The organism is Priestia sp. JSM ZJ58 (assembly GCF_044383985.1).
In the GTDB taxonomy this organism is placed as follows: Bacteria; Bacillota; Bacilli; order Bacillales; family Bacillaceae_H; genus Priestia; species Priestia zanthoxyli.
Genome location: NZ_JBISEM010000001.1, coordinates 814,347 through 834,476 on the forward strand (window position 1 = coordinate 814,347; position 20,130 = coordinate 834,476).

The following is a 20,130-nucleotide window of genomic DNA, read 5'->3' on the forward strand; positions in this document are numbered from 1 at the left end:
CCTTCATGAAGAGGTTGTTTCTGTTGTTTGAGCAGGGAATTCATTGTAAACGTTTAATAAATGATCTAATTCTTGACTATGTTTAATAGCAGGTGGAGAGTTTAATCCACTTACTCGGACTATGCGGATGAGTTCTTCTCGTTTCTTTTCAATCGCTAATAGAATATCTTTTTTGGCCAATGCTATGTATCCCTTCTAACAAGTCGTTTACCTAATTATACAAGATAATGGTACTATTTGAAAGAAGTGAGATAAGACAATTTGGTTACAAAATGGTAACGAAAAAGAACAAAAAGAACAAAAAAGGGAAGTGGGAAATGTGGGAGATTTAAATTTATTTTTGGCATTTGGCGCAGGCTTTTTATCGTTTATTTCACCCTGCTGTTTGCCTTTGTATCCAGCTTTTTTATCGTACATAACGGGAGTATCAGTCAGCGAGCTAAAGGAAGGCGCTAGGTCACATCAGCGCAAAGCTTTTATTCACACAGCTTTTTTCCTGCTGGGATTTTCTGTTATCTTTATTATGATTGGTTTTGCGACATCCTTTATTGGTCAGTGGTTTTTTAACTATAAGGATTTAATTCGGCAGATTGGCGCTATTCTTATTATTTTCTTTGGTCTAGTTGTACTAGGGATTTTTAAGCCTCGAATTCTTATGCAGGAACATAAAGTTCAATTCGCCAATAAGCCGGCTGGACTCTTAGGTTCTTCTTTTATTGGTATGGCTTTTGCTGCCGGCTGGACTCCTTGCACGGGACCTATTTTAGTATCGGTTATGGCGCTTGCAGCGACAAACCCAGGATCCGGTCTTTTGTACATGATAACGTATTCACTTGGGTTTTCTATTCCGTTCTTTATCATGACATTCTTTATTGGAAAAATGAATTGGTTAAAAAAACATATGAATTCCATGATGAAAGTTGGCGGATACGCAATGATTGGCATGGGGTTTATTTTATATTTTGACTGGATGACAAAAATTATTATTTATACAACGAGCGTATTTGGAGGGTTTACGGGCTTTTAAAAAGGGAAAATGATACAAAAAAGAATCTGGAAGTTGGCAGGTTCTTTTTTGTTTTTTAAAGACCAAACGTTCATTTTAGCTCTTAGGAAATAAGCAAGAATATGACTCGAAAAAATATATAGAAAAATTTATTTTTACTATATCTTCTATAAATACGGAGTGATACAATGAAATCGTCATATTTTTAATTGTTAAAAAGAGGTGTATAAATTGAAAGATATTTTGTTAATCTTGCTTTTGCAACTGATCTATGTACCGATCTTGACGCTGCGCACAATTTTTTTAGTCAAAGGTATGAGTATGTATGCCTCAGTTTTTGGATTTGTTGAAGCGTTAATTTATGTATTTGGCTTATCCCTAGTATTTTCAGGAGATCAAAGCACGCTTGCTATGGTTGTATACGCAGTTGGATTTGGAGTGGGAATTATACTTGGAAGTTATATCGAATCTAGGCTTGCTATCGGATATACAACATTCTTAGTTAACCTTATGACCAAAAATGAAGAGTTAATTAACCGCCTTCGACAGGAAGGTTTTGGTGTTACTGTGTACCAAGGTGAAGGAAGAGACAGTGCACGCTATAGATTAGACATTTTAACAAAAAGAAGTAGAGAAGAAGAGCTATTAGCATTCATTGAAGAATATGAGCCTCGTGCTTTCATTATTTCATACGAGCCTCGTAAATTTAAAGGCGGGTTCTTACTAAAAGCAATGAAAAAGCAAAAACAAAAGCAAAAAGCAAAAGCAGATATTACCTCTACTAAATAAAAACAGAAGAGATCCTCTTCTGTTTTTTTTGTTGCACTTTTACTTCTGATGTTTTTTGGATTATAATATAAGTACACACTAAACTATAGTAAAGGAAGGATTTCATTGGTTATTGCTTCAACACTTGTCGCAATTTTTATGGCTTCTTTCATATTAGTTGTTCGAATGAAAGCTGCTGATAAACCAACGAATGCAAAAAAAATTATACTTCCGCCTTTTTTTATGAGTACGGGAGCGTTAATGTTTATCTTTCCAATGTTTCGAGTAACGGGTGCAGAACTGCTTGAGGCGTTAATAGCAGGCATGATCTTCTCAATCCTGTTAATTAAAACGTCTAAATTTGAAATTCGTGACGATCATATTTACTTGAAGCGTTCAAAAGCTTTTGCATTCATTATTATTGGTTTGCTTATTATTCGAATTGCAATGAAAATATATTTAAGTTCTTCAATTGATGTTGGCCAGCTTGGCGGTATGTTCTGGATTTTAGCATTTGGTATGATTGTACCTTGGCGCATTGCGATGTACACATCGTACAAAAAGCTCGAACGAAAGCTGCACAATGATCGTCTTGGAAATACAACGATATTAAATTAAAAAAGGTGGCTACGCAGCCACCTTTTTTGATTTAAAATAAATGCTGATAAGGGACGGCATCTATTTTTTGCTTTTTTAATGTTTTTAATAAAAATTTATGATCACGTTTAGGCGTAGCTAAGATGTATCCACGTACGATTAAGTCTTCTGTTATAGAGGCGGCTTGTTCCTCAAGTGCGAGTTCCCCAATTTTCCCTGCAATTTTTTGTTTGGCCACATCGCGAAATAGTTCAGGTACTGGTTCAACAAGAACGTTTAATAGCTGCTTTTGATCCGCTGACCAAAGGTGAATGGTTTTGGAAAGATAGTGATCTTGCCAATCAAGTTCAGACATGCCGTCTTCTTTTGGTAAGCGCTTTAAAAATTTTCTGAACATAAAAAATCCGCCGATAGCAAACATGCTCATTAAAAAGACAACCCAAAATAAAATAACCCATAAAAACCAGCCCTCTAGCATATTTTTCACTCCTTTATAAAGAGATTAATCATAACATTACTATATTTATACATTTATTATAAAAGCCTTGTTCCTTTTATGGCAATATAAAATTCCTGCACTTTATGTGAAAAGAGAGTCATTTTTGACTTATTGATAAGTTTATATTGACTTATCGATAAGTGAATTATCGTTAGAATTATCTAAAAATGCTTATTTTTCAGCCTTTTAAAAGTTGGCACGTTTTTTGCATATAAACTAATTGAAGAATTATTTAATATGAGAGGAAGATAAAAAATGAGTCAAACTTTTAGCAAAGTAGCAACAAATTTACCGGGAGAAAATGCAAAGCAATTATTAGATAGAAGACACCGTGCCATTCCGAAAGGTGTAAGTTATGGCATTCCGACATTTGCTGATACGGCTGAAGGGGCGATCGTTAAAGATGTCGATGGCAATACGTTTATTGATTTCGTAGGGGCAATTGGCACAATCAATGTAGGTCATAGTCATCCAAAAGTGAAAGAAGCGCTTCACAAGCAAGTAGACCGTTTTATTCACACAGGATTTAATGTCATGATGTATGAGTCATATGTAGAGCTTGCAGAAAGACTAGCAGCAATTGCTCCTGGTGAATTTGACAAGAAAGTATTACTTTTAAATAGCGGAGCAGAAGCTGTAGAAAATGCAGTGAAAATTGCTCGTAAATATACAAAGCGTCAAGGAATTATTTCATTTAACCGCGGTTTCCATGGCCGTACATTAATGACAATGACAATGACAAGTAAAGTAAAGCCATATAAATATGAATTTGGACCGTTTGCTCCTGAAGTATACAAAGCTCCATATCCTTATGAGTATCGCCGCCCACAAGGATTATCAGTTGAAGCATACGAAGAGTTTATGATCACTGAATTCAAAAACTTCTTAAATACAGAAGTAGCACCAGAAACGATTGCAGCTGTTGTAATGGAGCCAATTCAAGGCGAAGGTGGTTTCATTGTTCCAGGTAAACGTTTTGTGCAAGAAGTGTATCAATTATGTAAAGAGCACGGAATTTTATTTGTATCAGATGAAATTCAAGCTGGTTTTGCACGTACGGGCCGCTACTTCGGTATTGAACACTTTGACGTTGCACCAGATTTAATTACAGTATCTAAATCACTAGGAGCTGGTGTACCGATTAGTGGTGTCATCGGCCGCGCTGAAATCATGGATGAATCTAATCCTGGTGAGCTTGGCGGAACGTACTGCGGAAGCCCTCTTGGATGTGAAGCGGCTTTAGCTGTACTTGATATCATTGAAGAAGAAAAGCTAAATGAACGCGGTGAGTACCTTGGAAAAGTGGTAACATCACGATTTGAAAAATTAGCAGAAAAATATGACTGTATCGGTGATATCCGCGGATTAGGAGCTATGTCTGCTATCGAGCTTGTGAAAGACCGCGAAACAAAAGAAGCGGATAAAGAGCTTACACAGCGCATCGTAAAAGAAGCAAACAAACGTGGATTATTACTGCTTAGCGCGGGAGTATTCGGAAACGTTCTTCGTATCTTAATGCCGATTGTTATTACAGATGAGCAGCTAGAAGAAGGCTTAGCTATTTTTGAAGCAGCACTAGAAGCAAGCGTGCAGCAAACGGTTGAAGTATAAGAGAAATTGAGGCATGAGTGAAGAGAGAACTCTTCACTCATTCTTCATGAATCACAAAGAATGGATATGTTTGGACACTCTATTTATAGATTTTTCATTTTCTGATAAAATAAAATAATAATTATTTTTTGACGAAAAGGTGATTCAAATGACCATTCATAAAAAGCAGATTCAGCAAATTAACGACGAACTTTACGATATATTTGAGTCATCATTTGATGAAATCTTTGTAACTGATGCAAATGGGTATGTATTAGTTGTAAATTCAGAGTGTGAAAAAAATTATGCTTTGAAAGTGGAAGATTTTATTGGAAAGCACGTAAAAGAACTTCAGGAAATGGGCATCTTTTATCCTTCGGCCACGTTAAAGGTGATTGAATCTAATCAAGCAATTGAATTGGTTCAAAAAACAAACTCAGGCCGATATCTTCATGTGCGGACTAGGCCAGTATTTACTAATGACGGGCAATTGAAAAGTGTTATTAGCTATTCTCGAGATCTCACAGACTTAATGGAATTAAAACGAAAAGTAGAAGAGATGGAAGAACAGCTTGAAAACTATAAAAAAGAGTTAAACGAATCCGTAGATTTAGAAGGAATCGTAACAAAAAGCGAAGCGATGAAAAAAGTTTTTTCAACCATTCAACGAGTTGCTTCTGTAAATACAACCGTTCTCTTACTTGGAGAAACAGGGGTAGGAAAAAGCAGAGTAGCAAAACTGCTTCATCAGCTTAGTACAAGAAAACAGCAGCCGTATCATGAGCTTAATTGTGCAGCGCTTCCTGAACAGCTTATTGAGTCAGAGCTATTTGGCTATGAAGGCGGTACGTTCACTGGAGCATTTCGCGAAGGGAAAAAAGGGATCATTGAGCTTTCGAACGAAGGCACGCTTTTTCTAGATGAGATTGGTGAACTTTCTCTTTCAGCACAAAGTAAGTTGCTCCATGTACTGCAAGACCGTACAATTCGTCCCGTGGGCTCAACAAGAGCAGTATCAATAGACGTACGAATTATTGCTGCTACGAATCAAAATCTGGAGCAAATGGTCGAAGAAGGAAAGTTTAGACGTGATTTGTACTATCGACTTAACGTGGTGCCAATTACGATCCCACCTTTACGAGAGCGAAAAGAAGATATTCTGCCTCTTGTCTATCAGTTTCTTCATCATTTTAATACGGTATACGAACGTAATGTACGCTTATCACCAAAGGCATTAGATGCATTTTTAGGGCAGGAATGGAAAGGAAACGTTCGTGAAGTGGAAAATATCATTGAGCGTCTGGTTGTTACAGGAGAAGAAATGATTACGCTTAAAGACTTGCCATTTGCAAAAGAGTTTGCTATCGATCCACCTGTGCATACGCTTCCTGAAATGATTGAACATGTGGAAAAAGAAATGGTCATCAAGGCGTTTGAACAGCATAGGTCATCTTACAAAGTAGCCGAACAGCTTGGTATTAGTCAATCACAAGCGAGCCGTAAAATTCGAAAATATGTGTCGGACAGTACCGAACAGTGAGTAGATAAATTTAAGCAGGGAGTGAAGAAATATGAAGCAAGCAAACTTATATATTAACGGAGAATTTGTTTCAGCAAATGATACATACGAAGTGGTAAATCCAGCAACAAATGAAGTAGTAGCTACCGTTGCAAAAGGCGGAGAAAAAGAAGCAAAGCTAGCAGCAGATGCTGCCTATGAAGCGTTTCAAACATGGTCTAAAAAAACAGCAGAAGAGCGCGGTAAATTATTATTTAAATGGCATCAGCTGATCGAAGAACACACCGATGAACTTGCTGAAATCATGACAGTCGAGCAAGGTAAGCCTCTTAAAGAAGCAAAAGGTGAAATTGGCTATGCCAACGGATTCGTTTCATGGTACGCAGAAGAAGGAAAACGCATTTACGGAGAAACAATTCCAGCTTCTTCTCCTAATAAACGATTATTTGCTCATAAGCAGCCTGTGGGAGTTATGGCAGCTATTACACCTTGGAACTTCCCAGCAGCTATGATTACGCGTAAAGTAGCGCCAGCTTTAGCAGCTGGATGTACAGCGGTTATTAAACCGGCAGAACAAACGCCACTAACGGCTCTTCGTCTAGCAGAGCTGGCGCAGGAAGCAGGTATTCCAAAAGGGGTAATGAATGTAGTTACAGGAGATGCAAAAGCAATTGGAGAAGCGTGGCTGCAAGATGGACGCGTACGCAAACTATCGTTTACGGGCTCTACAGAAGTAGGTAAACTATTAATGCGCGGAGCAGCTGATACGGTTAAAAAAGTGTCTTTAGAATTAGGAGGACACGCTCCGTTTATCGTAACAGCAAATGCTGATTTAGATAAAGCAGTAACAAATGCAATTGCTTCTAAATTCCGTAACGCTGGTCAAACATGCGTATGTACAAACCGCATCTACGTGCACGAGTCTATTGCTAAACCGTTCGCAGAGCAGTTTGCAGCAGCTGTTAGTCAGCTGAAAGTCGGAAACGGCTTAGAAGAAGGTACGGATATCGGACCTTTAATCGATGAAAAAGCGTTAGAAAAAGTAAAGCGCCACTTAGATGATGTTGTAGCAAAGGGTGGAAACGTCTTGACTGGAGGGGCTGTACGCGAAGAGGGAAGCGGACTTTTTGTTGAGCCTACGGTTGTAGATGGTGCAACGGATGACATGCTTTGTATGTACGAAGAAACATTCGGACCAATTGCTCCAATTGCAACGTATCAAACAGAAGAAGAAGTTATTCGCCGTGCAAATAACTCGCCTTACGGATTAGCAGCTTATGTGTTCACTGAAAATATTTCAGAAGCTATTCGTATTGCTGAAGCTTTAGAATATGGTATTGTAGGGCTAAATGATGGACTACCTTCTACACCACAAGCGCCGTTTGGCGGCTTTAAAGAAAGTGGACTTGGACGTGAAGGCGGACATTACGGAATTGAAGAATATTTAGAAGTAAAATATATTTCTTTAGGCTTTTAATAAAAAGTGATTTCGCTTTCCTGCGAAATCACTTTTTTAGTAATAGTACACGTGGGGAATTTGTGCATGGATTGATTGGAAATTCATGAATAAAAAACAAAACTCCTCAAGAGTACAGCATGCAAGGTCTTCGCAATCGTGAGAATTAAAAAAATCTTCTAGTATAGTTGGTTCGGCGTCTTTAAATAACCAGTGGTGTTCAACATCTTCAAATTTGCCTCGATAAACCTCGCTCAGTCCATAAAAGTCAAATATATCTTCCAACTGCTTTTGGTGCATAGCCATCCCTCCTCTTCTTAGTATAAGAAAAAGAAAGAGATATTAAACAAGCCGTCATACTACTTTGTTTTTTTTGAAAAAATCTCGTATAGTTAATAGTAATGACAAGCAAAGGAGTTTCGGCATGTTTACATATATCACGTTATTTGGTTTTCTTGGATTCGCTGTGTATTCGAGTACGTGGATTTATTCCATTGTCAAAAAAGATGGAAGAGCAAAGAAAAATGGAAAGGGTACTCTTATTAGTTTTCTTGTGATGCTTATCGGGTTAGTCGGTATGCAGTTTACATAACTATAGATTATTTTGACATTTTTACCACCTTCACTTATAGTTAACGTTGGGCGAACATATGTATGATTTTGGTTACGGTGCTTGCCTTAAGTTGAAAAAGAAAGAAGGTGGCATATTTGAGATATCACACACATATTGCAACATCGATTGCTGCCGGTGCCGGTGTGGCTATAACAGGAGAAGCTTCGTTTACATTTCCTTATGTTGTAGGCATTGCGATTGGAGCGCTGCTTCCTGATATAGATGAACCAAATTCATATATTGGTAGAAGATCTCTTGGTCTCGCAAAAGTCATTAAATCTATTTTTGGACACCGAGGTATCACGCATTCTATTCTTGCAAGTGGACTTATTTTTTATTTACATACGATGTATAACAACGATTTTACATTAGGGATAGCCTATGGGTACGCTTTTCATATTCTTGGAGATTTCTTTTCTAAAAGAGGGGTACCTTTTTTCTCTCCTCTTAGCAAGAAGAAGTTTAAGCCTCCTTTAACATATGAAACAGGTGGTGGAGCAGAGACTCTCATCTTTTACCTGGCAGTGATAGGAAGTTTCTATATGCTTTATAAGTATCAGCTGTACACCCAGCTGTTTTAAAGAAAGAAGCCATCTGAGTAAATTAGATGGCTTCTTTTACACTTCTACCACATAAAGTTCAGGCGTTTTCATAGGCAGGGTAATGGTAATGCTTGTGCCGTCATTTTCTTCACTTGATACGTGGAAAAAGCCATTATGCTCGTTAATAATTTTGTTGCAAATGGTTAGTCCCAGGCCTATTCCTCGTTCTTTTGTTGTATAAAAAGGCTCTCCTATATGAGGGATACGCTTTGAGTCAATTCCACATCCGCTATCTTTTATCACAATGCATAGCGTTTCTCTAGCTGATTTTTCAATCGATACAGCCAGCTTGCCGCCGCTTTCCATAGAATCAATGGCATTTTGTATAATATGAATAAATACTTGGGTTAGCTGTGTTTTTTGCCCACTAATGAGCAGGGGATATTCTTTTGGATAATGGCGAATGATGTGGATGTCTTTGACTTCGGTAACCGATTCAAATTGCTTTAATACCTCATCTAGCAAGTCTGTCATAATAAGGCTTTCTGTATATGCGTACTCTCGTTTAGCTAAACTCATAAATTCTGCGATAATATGTTCAATTTGTGAGAGCTCGTGCTGAATGAGATCTCGATAAATCATTGTTTTTTTCGGCTGCTGTGTCTCACTGAACAGTTGTATAAACCCTTTAATGGTTGTCAAAGGATTTCTAACCTCGTGTGCGATACTTGCAGCAAGGTGACCAATGACAGAGAGTTTTTCTGAATTCTGGATCTTTTTCTCTGCTTGTCTTTTCTCTGTTACGTCTCGTGAGATAAATACAAACCCTTCGATTTCTCCAGTAGCTGTGATAATTGGAGCGCCTTTACATTCTAATAAAACGATGGTGCCATTCACGTGAAACTTCCGGTATTCAAATGTGGAGGCATCTTTTGTTTTGCTCATGTTAGCTAAAATAGTCGAGATTAGGTGCTTGTCTTCAGGATACGCATTGATAAGCACATGTTGTCCAATAAGTTCATCAGGATAAACCCCTAATGTTTTAGCGTAAGAAGGAGAAGCGTATTCATAAATGCCATCTTCAGTAATAGCACATACTAAATCATGCGTATGAGATAAAATAGCTTGATGCTTTGGTTCATTGTCATCCGCAATGATTCGATCTTTTAATGGATAAAAAAGCTGATCTTCTTGGTTAGTGAAGGTGTGCCGAACTTGAGTGCCGCACATTCTGCAAAAATTATAATCTTCCTTATAGTTACAAGAAGGACAAACGGGCATCGAATCACTCCAATCAGATCTATGCAGTGAGAGAGTTCTCAAGCACATATAATCATTATTATATATTCAAATTATAGGAAAAAATATGAAAAATCAAATGTGCTATAGAGAGGGGAATTGGGCTTGAAAACCCTATAAAGGGATTTCAAATACATGTTTTTAGTTGCAAATAGATAAAAAATGGGAATTTTTACACATTTAAAAAATTAAGACATCAAATAAGAGGTGAATAATACCTCTTATTTGATGTCTTGATAATGCTCTAGCGCACGCTCTCTAGCTGCTTTATGATCGACAATTGGAGTGGGATATGTTTTATCAAGCGTAACGTTTGCTTTTTCTAATACGTCTGCTGGAGCCTCCCAAGGTTTATGAATGTAGGGGGAAGGCAGATCTCTAAGCTCTGGAAGCCACTTTTTAATATATTCTCCTTCTTTATCAAATTTTTCTGATTGAGCAGTTGGATTAAAGATACGAAAATATGGCGCGGCGTCTGCTCCCGAGCCTGCAACCCACTGCCAGCCCATTGTGTTGTTAGCTAAATCTGCGTCTACTAAGGTATCAAAAAACCAATTTGCTCCGTGTTTCCAATGAATTAAAAGGTGTTTTACTAAAAAGGAAGCAGCTACCATTCGAACTCGATTGTGCATAAACCCTGTTTCCCACAGCTCCCGCATTCCGGCATCGACAAGGGGATAGCCGGTTTTTCCATTTTTCCAAGCTTGAAGCTCTTCATTGCCGTCCGCCCACTGAAATTGCTTGAATTTTTCATTCAGCGGTTCACTTGTAGTGTGTGGGAAATGATAAAGCAGCTGATAAGCAAAATCTCTCCATACAAGTTGGCGAATAAACATTTCAGCTTGATGTTCAAAAGCATTAGAGCTTACTTTTTCTGCTTTATTTCTTAAATAATGATAAAGAACGCGAGCTGAGAGCTGTCCTGAAGCGAAATAAGGAGAAAGGAATGAATTGAATGCTTCAGCAGGAAAATCTCGTCCTTTTTCATAATGCAGCAGCTTATTCTTTAAAAACGTTTTGAAGCTATTAATAGCGCCTTGTTCCGTAGCGTCCCACGTAGACTTAATCGTTTCATCCCACGGTATGCTTGGAAGCAAATCCAGATCTGAGACTGAAAGAGATTCAATCGATGAAGAAAAGGCGTGGATGTAAGTAACTTTTTTTACAGTAGAAGATACGGCATGTTTTTGAGAAGCTTTATAGTAAGCTGTAAATACTTTATAAGGATCTCCATTTTCTTTTTTGATTTTCCAAGGTTCATGAAGGAGAAATCCCTCAAATGTGCGAATATTTATTTGTTGCTCTGAAAAAAAAGCTTGAAGCTCTTTATCTCTTTTTAGCGCATGTGGTTCATAGCGTCTGTTCCAATAAATATCTTGCGCATTCGTTTCATGGATTAACTTTTGCAACACATCTTTAGGGTTTCCTTTTTTTATAATCAGCGTTCCTTCTATTTTTTCGATCGAAGTTTTGAAGTCATTTAGCGCATGGTGAAGCCACCATTTACTTGCACTTCCCATTGAGCTTTCTTCATCGTCATCATGAATATAAACAGGTACAACCATTCCTTCTTTCGCTGCGTGAAATAGAGCTGGGTTATCTACTAACCGAAAATCTTTTCGAATCCATACGATAATGGTTTTCTTCATCATGTGCCACCTTTCTATTTGCAATTTGCCTCGATTATAGCTTTTTTCTTATACGTTCTACAATTTTGAATGTGTAGAAAGCCTATTTTCGTATGGACGAATTTCAGATTGATTGTAAAAAGAATAACGTAAACAGAGTAAGAGAATGGGAAGGAGCCCTTAAAAATGAGAAATTCGTATGGAATGAAACAAACCGGACAACCGATATCCAATCCATATATGCAAGCAGCACCTAAACCTGCTAAAATGCCGCCAATGCCTTCTGCAAAGGAAATGCAGGCAATGCCGATACAAGAAGGCACAAGTCAAATGCCGATGCACGGAGAAATGCCGCCGATGAAAGACGGAATGCCGCCGATGCATGGCGGAATGAGTCAAATGCCAACTATGCAAAAAGACATGAATCAAATGCCAATGTACGGAGAACTACCGCCAATGCATGGAGGGATGGATCAAATGCCGATGAAAGACGGAATGCCGCCAATGCATGGAGGGATGGGTCAAATGCCGATGCAGGGTGGAATGCCGCCAATGCACGGAGGGATGGGTCAAATGCCGATGCAGGGTGGAATGCCGCCAATGCACGAAGGAATGTGCCAAATGTCGATGCAAGGTGGAATGCCGCCAATGCACGGAGGAATGTGCCAAATGCCGATGCAAGGTGGAATGCCGCCAATGTACGGAGGAATGGGTCAAATGCCGATGCATGGAGGAATGCCGCCAATGCACGGAGGAATGGGTCAAATGTCGATGCAAGGTGGAATGCCGCCAATGCACGGAGGGATGGGTCAAATGCCGATGCATGATTGCGGATGCCGCGATTTCTCAGCACCCGTTGGTCATCAGCAGCCTCATTCTTTAAATGAGTGGATGTTCATGCAACAAACAAATCCACGCTCTTTTTAATAAATCCTTTACCCTAGATAAAAGGGATGTATTTTTGGATCTTTAGTATAAATATAGAATTTTATTAATTGAAACGTCATGAGAAAAAGAATAGTTCTTACTCTTTTTCCATGACATTCAATTTTTTGCAAATATTAATCACATCTTTTGGGTGTTTTCTTACATAAGAGAGTTTGGTAGAGTTTTTTAAGTATAAATACAGGGAAAAGAAGGCAAAAGCTCTATATTAAAGGGGAAAGGGTGTTTTTAGAATGATATTAGAAGTCACAGCTGCAACCTTACATGATGCTAAAGTTGCCCAGGAACATGGTGCCGATCGTATAAGTCTTGTAACTGGAATCGGTGAAGGCGGCTTAACCCCAAGCTACGGTTTGATGAAAAAAGTGAAAGAAACGATACATATCCCAATATTTGTGATGATCCGTCCACATAATCAATCTTTTCAATATGATGAAGATGATTTGCAAACAATGATTGAAGATATTCACTATGCAAGAGAAATTGGCATTGATGGAATTGAAATTGGCTGTTTAACAGAAGACAAAATTATCGATGAGCAAGCTTTAAAGCGACTGCTGGATGCGGCAGGAGAAATGAACGTAACGTTTCATTTAGCGTTTGATGAAATCAGTGATCAAGAAAAGGCGCTTGAAACGCTTTTAAGCTATAAGCAAATTCAGCGTGTTATGACTTCGGGAGCGGATAAAAGTGCGCTAAACGGTATTCCTCATATTAAAAAGCTGTTAAGAAGAATGAAAGATAAAGATATTATTTTAATCGGGACAAAAGGGCTGAAGCCTGAAAATCTTCAAGCGTTCTTATCCGTTACTCCCGTGAAAGAAATTCGTATTGGTTCAGGGGTTCGAGTAAATTGTCAGTATACGAAACCGCTTGACCCAAGGAGTGTAAAAGCTGCAAAAGAGACGATGAATAAACAAAAGTAACAGAAGTGCTACAAGAAATTGTAGCACTTTTTTATTTGGAAATAGAAAGGGACTTATTACATAGTTTTCCCTAATTGGAAAACAACATAAAACTCTTTTAACCCTTGATACATAAGAGAAATACTGCGTTTTTCCGACTGTAGAGTGAAATAGGAATAATTTCATATTTTCAGAATAATTATTGACAGTGATAATCATTATCATTTATTGTTGTAATTGTTAATGAAAATCATTATCAATCGAACAAACAGGAGGATATGATATGTCAACGTCAACGAAACAACTTACATCAAACGAAATGCTGCTTGCTATGCAAAATGAACGAGAATCCAATGCAAGATCTTATCCTAGACGCCTTCCTATTGCGATTAAACAGGCAAAAGGCGCCGTGATCACGGATATGGATGGAAAAGAGTATATTGATTGTTTAGCCGGAGCCGGCACACTTGCTCTTGGTCATAACCATCACGTAGTTCATGAAGCAATTCAAGACGTTTTAGCAAAATCTATTCCTTTACATACATTAGATTTAACAACGCCTGTAAAAGAAGCTTTTATCGATGAAGTGTTCGCTAGTTTGCCGGAAAATTTCGCAAACAAAGCGAAAATTCAGTTTTGCGGTCCCACTGGAGGAGACGCAATTGAAGCGGCTTTGAAACTTGTGAAAACAGCAACAGGCAACCGAACGATTTTATCTTTTCAAGGGGGATATCACGGCTCCACACACGGAACATTAAGCATCAGCGGTACAACGAGTCCAAAAAAGCACATTCATGCGCTAGTGCCAGATACACATTTTTTACCCTACCCATATGAATATCGCTGCCCTTTTGGCGTAGGTGCTGAAGGACACACGTATATTAGTACATATATTGAAAATATGCTGGATGATCCTGAAAGCGGAATTGTGACTCCAGCGGGTGTTGTAGTAGAAATTGTACAAGGAGAAGGAGGTTCTGTTCCAGCACCGATTCCGTGGTTAAAAGAGCTTCGCCGAATTACAAAAGAACGAGATATTCCGCTTATTGTGGATGAAGTTCAAACTGGAATTGGACGAACAGGAAAACTGTATGCATTTGAGCACGCTGATATCGAACCGGATGTATTAGTACTGTCTAAAGCAATTGGAGGAAGCCTTCCATTATCCGTTGTTCTGTATGATAAAAGGCTTGATCAATGGGAAGCAGGTGCACATATCGGCACCTTTAGAGGAAATCAGCTTGCAATGGCTACAGGACGGGCTACTCTGCAATTTATAAAACAAGAAAACTTACCTGCGCATGCTCACGAGTTGGGAGCCTACATTCAAAGCCAGCTAAGACATATTCAAAAGCAAGTATTGTCGATTGGGGATGTACGCGGAAGAGGTTTGATGCTGGGTGTTGAAATCATCGACGCGACAAAGCCGGCTAATAAAATCGGCAGTCATCCTGCAAACGGTGAGTTAGCTAAGCTGATTCAAAAAGAATGTTTTGACAGAGGCGTCATTTTAGAAGTCGGTGGAAGGCATGGTGCTGTTATTCGTTTGCTTCCTCCATTAATTTTAACAAAACAACAAACGGATGAAATATTAACGAAATTTGAAGAAGCGGTAAAAGCAGCAGAAGAGAAGTGGGTGAATAAATAGAATGGCACCGTTTGAAAAGTGGTTTTTATCATCAACAAAGGAAAGCCTCGAGAATTATGAAGCGATGATAGGCGGAATGACTGAGATGATCAAACGTCACTACTATGAATTAAAGTCCGCTTATACTCACATCGACGTTGAAGAGCTGTCAAACTTAGTCAATCGTTCTGTCTATTTTAGCAAGCACGAACAGCCGCTAGAAGATTTATTTGATAACGTACAAGCAGTAGTGATGAATCATTCGCTTCATATTTCGCATCCCGGAGCAATGGCGCACTTGCATTGCCCTCCGATTATACCGGCTCTTGCTGCGGAAGTGATGATTTCTGCTTTGAATCAATCTATGGACTCGTGGGATCAAAGTCCGGCAGCTACGTATATAGAAGATAAAGTGATTGATGAGTTAACACAACAAATTGGTTATCCAAGCTCATCTTCAGGCATTTTTACAAGCGGAGGGACGCAGTCAAATTATATGGGACTCCTGCTTGCTCGTAATGAATATTGCCATTCTGCCTTTTCAATGGATGTTAGTAAAGAAGGCTTACCGTTCCAAGCTAAAAAACTGCGGATTTTCTGCTCGGAAAAAGCGCACTTTACGGTGCAACAATCTGCAGCTCAGCTTGGGCTGGGCATGCGTGCAGTGGTGAGTGTAAAGTGCAATGAGCAGCATGAAATGGATATAAAAAGCTTAGAAGAAGCAATACAGGAAGTGAAAGCTCAGGGCAACCTTCCCTTTGCTATTGTAGCAACGGCAGGTACAACAGATTTTGGGAGCGTAGATCCTCTTTTTGAAATAAGTGAGCTTGCTAAAAAAGAAGGGCTCTGGCTCCATGCTGACGCCGCTTATGGAGGAGCGCTGCTATTTTCGCATAAATATCGTGAACGCTTAAAAGCTCTTGAACGAGCAGATTCTATTACGATGGATTTTCATAAATGGTTTTATCAGCCTGTAAGCTGCGGAGCATTTTTGCTGAAAAATTCAGCTATGTTTAAACACATTCAGCTTCATGCAGATTATTTAAATCCTGAAGAAGATGAGCATGTGCACTTAGTAGACCGCAGCATTCAAACGACAAAGCGGTTTGACGCCTTGAAGCTCTGGCTTACTTTCGGTGCAGTAGGTGCAAATGAATACGGAGAAATGGTTGACCACACGATTGAAACTGCTAAGCAAACAGCTGACTACTTACAAAAACAAAGGAATGTAGAAGTGTTAAATGACCCTTATATGAACGCGGTTGTCTTTCGCTATGTACCAGATATTTTATATAGTGATTGTCAAAAGCAGCAGCATTATGAAAATAGGTTGAATCAGCTTATTCAGCAGCACTTATACGAAAAAGGCACGTTTATCATGGCAAAAACAAAGCATAAAGAACGAGTCTATTTAAAACTAACGATGTTAAATCCTATGATTACATTTGATTCTGTTGTCACTCATTTAGAGGAAGTTGTTGCTTTAGGCAAACAGTTGGAGAAAAAGGAGGAGCGATTACGTGAACGCTCAGTTATCGGCTAATTTTATTACGATGCAAAACATTATTAATTGCTATATTCGAGAGACAGGTAAGGGAGTATGGCAGTCCGTTTCAGAAATAAAAAGTGAGGAAACGCTCGTTCTTAGACTAGAAAAACAGCCGGTAACTCTTTACTTTCCAGTAAAGTACCGCTCAGCCACCGGACGTCACTTGTTCTTTTCAAACTTTTCTTATCGTATTCAGCAAGAGGAGATTAAGGAGTTAGATATCGTCACTCTTTTGGCCTTTCTTTTAAAAGAAGTAACGGATCATTTAGTACAAGTAAATGAGCTAATTATACGTGTTCTATTAAGCTATGAAAATATGAAATTATTCATTGAAAAAAGGCAGAAAGAGTTAGAAACGTGCTATAAATGGGACAAAACGTTCTTAGAATCTGAACAGTCCCTGCTTATTGGGCACCAGCTGCATCCAACACCTAAAAGCCGCCAAGGGATATTACCTGAAGAAGAAGAGGTATTTGGACCTGAAGTGAACGGGGAATTTCAGCTTCATTATTTTAAAGCGCATGCATCTCTCGTTGCAGAACAGTCCGCTGGAAATCAAACCGCTTCACAGCTTATTAAAGAGCAGCTGAAAAAAGATAAGACGGTTTCTGAAGAATTCATACAGTCTTATTGCCAAGCGGACGATTATTCACTTATACCTATGCATCCGCTACAAGCTCGTTATCTTTTAGGAAAAGAAGAAGTGTGCCAATGGATTCAAAAAGGCAGGCTTGCTTATCTAGGGCCACACGGTCAGCCGTTTTATCCGACTTCGTCTGTTCGAACCGTATACAGTAACAATGCAGATGTGATGTACAAATTTTCCATTCCGGTAAAAATCACTAATTCACTGAGAGTGAACAAACGCAAAGAATTAAGCAGAGGGGTAGAAGTTAGCCGTTTATTGCAAAAGGGATTACAGGCGGAGCTTCACGAAAATCATCCGGCTTTTCAAGTAATTGAAGACCCTGCTTACATCACGCTTGGAGAAAAGGAGCTTGGATTTGAAGTTATGATTCGAAGCAATCCTTTTCAAGGTAAGCAAGGGGATCGTACAACACTTCTAGCCAGTTTGTGTCAAGATCATGTGTTTGGAGAAGCTTCTCAAATTGAAAATATTATTCATCACATTGCTGCAAGTGAAAATAGCACGACTGAAGATGTAAGCAAGCGCTGGTTTAAACGCTATTTAGACGTATCTTTTCATCCTATGATGTGGCTTTACACTCAAAAAGGAATTGCGCTGGAAGCTCATCAGCAAAACTCCGTTATTAAACTTGATGAAAACGGATATCCATCGGTGTTTTACTACCGCGATAACCAAGGCTATTACTTTATGAAATCAAAGGAACAAGAGCTTCGCAAGCTGCTTCCTTCCTTAAACGGAGAAAGCGATACGGTCTGTGATGACGCTGTAGCAGAAGAAAGATTTCGTTATTACGTATTTTTTAATCATATTTTAGGATTAGTTAACGCTTTTGGTGCAGCTGGCCTCGCTCAAGAATCAGATCTGCTATTGATTTTGCGACAAGAGATCGAGATGTACAAAGAAAATGATCATACAGGGCTTGTTTCATCAATGTTAGAAGAGAAAGTGCTTCCTTGCAAAGCCAACTTCTTAACGCGCGTTCATGATATGGATGAGCTGGTAGGATCTCTTGAAACACAGTCTGTTTATGTAAATGTCGAGAATCCATTGTTCGAATCTGCAGGTGTACGTGTATGAAATCAGCCTTGCAAACGCAGTATCCATTTATGATTCAGCAAAAGGAGCAGAGCATTACCTTTCGCTCTGTTTCTTTTGCAAAAGATTTCGAACGGCTGTACAAGTGGATGCATGAACCGCATGTTATTCCGTATTGGAATTTAAATATTTCAAAACAGGCGTACGAGCAGCATTTAAAAACATTTCTAGCTGATTCTCATCAAAAGCTGCTAATCGGAGAAATTGATGGTGTACCTATGAGCTATTGGGAATCTTATATGGTTGAAGGTGACATAATCAGTAACTATTATCCTTATGAAAAAGGAGATCAAGGAATTCATTTATTGATTGGAGAACCTGCTTTTTTAGGAAAAGGCTATATTTATCCGCTCCTTCTTAGTTTGCTAAAGCATAAGTTTAACGTAGCAGACACTGCTAAAGTAATAGCGGAGCCAGATAGACGAAATGAAAAAATGATTGCAGTATTTAAAAAATGCGGGTTTCAATTCATGAAAGAAGTGTCGCTGCCTGATAAAACGGGTGTACTGATGAAATGTGAAAGAGAAGTATTTGAAAGAAGGTGGAGCGAATGGAACAACGGGACATTTTAGACGTAATTGGAGTAGGAGTTGGTCCATTTAATTTAGGATTAGCCGCTTTAATTGATAAAAAAGATTGTACATATAAATGTTTTGAACAAAAGGATGAGTTTAATTGGCATCCAGGAATGCTTTTAGAAGGGACAACACTTCAAGTGCCGTTTATGGCAGATGTGGTCACGATGGTGGATCCGAAGAGTCCATACACGTTCTTAAATTATTTGCATGAGCATGAGCGCTTGTATCAGTTTTATTTCTTTGAAAAGTTTCATATTCCGAGAAATGAATACAATCACTATTGCCGCTGGGTAGCGAGCCAGCTGAGTGGGCTTGAATTTAACAGCACAGTAAAAGAAGTAAAAATGCATGAAGACGCTAAGCCTTACTACGAAGTAACAGTTGAAAAAGAAGGAAAGCTTTATACCTATTACAGCTATCATCTTGTTACTGGAGTAGGTACGCAGCCCGTAGTGCCAAGAGACTTTCAAACAGTGGCAAGCGATACGTTTTATCACTCCGCTCATTACAAAATGAAGCGTCAGCAAACGCTGCAGGCTAAAAGCATAACCGTAATTGGCTCTGGTCAAAGTGCAGCTGAAATTGTCTATGATTTACTTCAACAGCAGCCTGAGTTTGAGTATAAGCTGAATTGGTATACGCGCTCAAAAGGTTTTTATCCAATGGAATATTCAAAGCTTGGCCTTGAACATTTTTCACCGGATTATACCCGCTATTTTTACAGATTGCCCGAAGAGAAAAAAGAGAGCGTTTTACGAAATCAAGCTCTCCTCTATAAAGGAATAAGCTTTGAAACAATCGGGAATATTTATGATTTGATTTACGAACGAACAATTGGAGGAAAAGAAGTGCCTCTAACGATGCGCGCGCTTACGGAACTTGCAGGCGTTGAAAAGATAAACGATACACATCTTCTGACTCTTCACCAATACGAGCAGGACTCATTTGAAAAAGAAGAAAGTGAAATTGTCATTATGGCTACTGGCTATCATGCAAAAGAGCCTGCTTTTATGGAAGGTTTAAAAGAACATGTACTATTCGATGAAAAAGGCCAGCTGAAAATTAACGAACGCTATCAAGTTGAGATGAAGAAGAAAGGAGCCCCGCTATTTGTGCAAAACGGAGAGCTTCATACACACGGAGTTGGAGCACCGGACTTAGGTTTAGGCGCTAATCGCAATGCTGTTTTGATTAACCAAATTGCAGGCAAAAGCGTGTACAAAATATATAAAAATACTGTTTTCCAAAAGTTCGGATTTTAAGAA

General features: G+C 38.8%; 20 protein-coding genes. 15 read left to right on the forward strand and 5 right to left on the reverse strand.

What is annotated here, in order from left to right:
• Positions 1-3 precede the first annotated feature (3 nt).
• The gene (locus ACH6EI_RS04130; RefSeq protein ID WP_013084718.1) at positions 4-180 is read right to left on the reverse strand and encodes an aspartyl-phosphate phosphatase Spo0E family protein; all 177 of its coding nucleotides are present in this window, start codon (positions 178-180) and stop codon (positions 4-6) included.
• 139 nt (positions 181-319) lie between these two features.
• On the opposite strand from ACH6EI_RS04130, the gene ACH6EI_RS04135 reads away from it, so the two are divergent.
• From ACH6EI_RS04135 to ACH6EI_RS04145, 3 genes are all read left to right on the forward strand, one after another.
• On the forward strand, positions 320-1,027 hold the full coding sequence (locus ACH6EI_RS04135) for a cytochrome c biogenesis CcdA family protein (RefSeq protein ID WP_028411361.1): 708 nt from the start codon (positions 320-322) through the stop codon (positions 1,025-1,027).
• A gap of 210 nt (positions 1,028-1,237) precedes the next feature.
• On the forward strand, positions 1,238-1,795 hold the full coding sequence (locus tag ACH6EI_RS04140; RefSeq protein ID WP_013058767.1) for a DUF2179 domain-containing protein: 558 nt from the start codon (positions 1,238-1,240) through the stop codon (positions 1,793-1,795).
• A gap of 105 nt (positions 1,796-1,900) precedes the next feature.
• Positions 1,901-2,392 (forward strand): CcdC family protein, encoded by a 492-nt coding sequence (locus tag ACH6EI_RS04145; protein ID WP_013084715.1) that lies wholly within the window; start codon positions 1,901-1,903, stop codon positions 2,390-2,392.
• Positions 2,393-2,423: 31 nt separating this feature from the next.
• Here the strand turns inward: ACH6EI_RS04145 and ACH6EI_RS04150 are convergent, their stop codons facing one another.
• Positions 2,424-2,849 carry a DUF2621 domain-containing protein gene (locus ACH6EI_RS04150; RefSeq protein WP_028411360.1) on the reverse strand — a complete coding sequence of 142 codons (426 nt, stop codon included), beginning with the start codon at positions 2,847-2,849 and terminating at the stop codon, positions 2,424-2,426.
• A 276-nt stretch (positions 2,850-3,125) separates the two neighbouring features.
• On the opposite strand from ACH6EI_RS04150, the gene gabT reads away from it, so the two are divergent.
• The 3 genes from gabT to ACH6EI_RS04165 all read left to right on the forward strand — a co-directional run bounded on the left by gabT (position 3,126) and on the right by ACH6EI_RS04165 (position 7,456).
• Positions 3,126-4,481, forward strand: a complete 1,356-nt coding sequence (gene gabT, locus ACH6EI_RS04155) for a 4-aminobutyrate--2-oxoglutarate transaminase (protein ID WP_028411359.1) — start codon at positions 3,126-3,128, stop codon at positions 4,479-4,481.
• A gap of 148 nt (positions 4,482-4,629) precedes the next feature.
• A complete protein-coding gene (locus ACH6EI_RS04160) occupies positions 4,630-6,000 on the forward strand; it encodes a sigma-54 interaction domain-containing protein (protein ID WP_028411358.1) in 1,371 nt (456 codons plus the stop codon).
• A gap of 31 nt (positions 6,001-6,031) precedes the next feature.
• A complete protein-coding gene (locus ACH6EI_RS04165) occupies positions 6,032-7,456 on the forward strand; it encodes an NAD-dependent succinate-semialdehyde dehydrogenase (protein WP_028411357.1) in 1,425 nt (474 codons plus the stop codon).
• Positions 7,457-7,492: 36 nt separating this feature from the next.
• Here the strand turns inward: ACH6EI_RS04165 and ACH6EI_RS04170 are convergent, their stop codons facing one another.
• Positions 7,493-7,735, reverse strand: coding sequence for a hypothetical protein (locus ACH6EI_RS04170; RefSeq protein ID WP_028411356.1), 243 nt, complete (start codon positions 7,733-7,735; stop codon positions 7,493-7,495).
• A 124-nt stretch (positions 7,736-7,859) separates the two neighbouring features.
• Here ACH6EI_RS04170 and ACH6EI_RS04175 point away from each other — a divergent pair, with 124 nt between their 5' ends.
• Both ACH6EI_RS04175 and ACH6EI_RS04180 read left to right on the forward strand, forming a co-directional pair.
• Positions 7,860-8,027 (forward strand): hypothetical protein, encoded by a 168-nt coding sequence (locus ACH6EI_RS04175; RefSeq protein ID WP_165573659.1) that lies wholly within the window; start codon positions 7,860-7,862, stop codon positions 8,025-8,027.
• A 107-nt stretch (positions 8,028-8,134) separates the two neighbouring features.
• Positions 8,135-8,629: a metal-dependent hydrolase gene (locus ACH6EI_RS04180; protein ID WP_224357778.1), complete on the forward strand. Its 495-nt coding sequence runs from the start codon at positions 8,135-8,137 to the stop codon at positions 8,627-8,629.
• 36 nt (positions 8,630-8,665) lie between these two features.
• Here the strand turns inward: ACH6EI_RS04180 and ACH6EI_RS04185 are convergent, their stop codons facing one another.
• Complete coding sequence (locus ACH6EI_RS04185) at positions 8,666-9,871, reverse strand: ATP-binding protein (RefSeq protein ID WP_397376845.1); 1,206 nt, start codon at positions 9,869-9,871, stop codon at positions 8,666-8,668.
• A gap of 239 nt (positions 9,872-10,110) precedes the next feature.
• Entirely contained in the window at positions 10,111-11,538 is a 1,428-nt protein-coding gene (locus tag ACH6EI_RS04190) for a cryptochrome/photolyase family protein (protein ID WP_099331246.1), read from the reverse strand.
• Between the two features lie 165 nt (positions 11,539-11,703).
• On the opposite strand from ACH6EI_RS04190, the gene ACH6EI_RS04195 reads away from it, so the two are divergent.
• The 7 genes from ACH6EI_RS04195 to ACH6EI_RS04225 all read left to right on the forward strand — a co-directional run bounded on the left by ACH6EI_RS04195 (position 11,704) and on the right by ACH6EI_RS04225 (position 20,127).
• Positions 11,704-12,444 carry a hypothetical protein gene (locus ACH6EI_RS04195; RefSeq protein ID WP_397376847.1) on the forward strand — a complete coding sequence of 247 codons (741 nt, stop codon included), beginning with the start codon at positions 11,704-11,706 and terminating at the stop codon, positions 12,442-12,444.
• A 251-nt stretch (positions 12,445-12,695) separates the two neighbouring features.
• Positions 12,696-13,388, forward strand: coding sequence for a copper homeostasis protein CutC (locus ACH6EI_RS04200; RefSeq protein WP_014458532.1), 693 nt, complete (start codon positions 12,696-12,698; stop codon positions 13,386-13,388).
• 262 nt (positions 13,389-13,650) lie between these two features.
• A complete protein-coding gene (locus ACH6EI_RS04205) occupies positions 13,651-15,015 on the forward strand; it encodes an aspartate aminotransferase family protein (protein ID WP_099331244.1) in 1,365 nt (454 codons plus the stop codon).
• A gap of 1 nt (position 15,016) precedes the next feature.
• Positions 15,017-16,537 carry a pyridoxal phosphate-dependent decarboxylase family protein gene (locus ACH6EI_RS04210; RefSeq protein WP_099331243.1) on the forward strand — a complete coding sequence of 507 codons (1,521 nt, stop codon included), beginning with the start codon at positions 15,017-15,019 and terminating at the stop codon, positions 16,535-16,537.
• Entirely contained in the window at positions 16,515-18,269 is a 1,755-nt protein-coding gene (locus tag ACH6EI_RS04215) for an IucA/IucC family protein (protein WP_028415138.1), read from the forward strand. The genes ACH6EI_RS04210 and ACH6EI_RS04215 overlap by 23 nt, the downstream gene beginning before the upstream one ends.
• Entirely contained in the window at positions 18,266-18,859 is a 594-nt protein-coding gene (locus tag ACH6EI_RS04220; RefSeq protein WP_028415137.1) for a GNAT family N-acetyltransferase, read from the forward strand. Before ACH6EI_RS04215 ends, ACH6EI_RS04220 begins: the two co-directional genes overlap by 4 nt.
• On the forward strand, positions 18,838-20,127 hold the full coding sequence (locus ACH6EI_RS04225; protein WP_108674295.1) for a lysine N(6)-hydroxylase/L-ornithine N(5)-oxygenase family protein: 1,290 nt from the start codon (positions 18,838-18,840) through the stop codon (positions 20,125-20,127). The genes ACH6EI_RS04220 and ACH6EI_RS04225 overlap by 22 nt, the downstream gene beginning before the upstream one ends.
• The last annotated feature ends 3 nt before the right edge of the window (positions 20,128-20,130 follow it).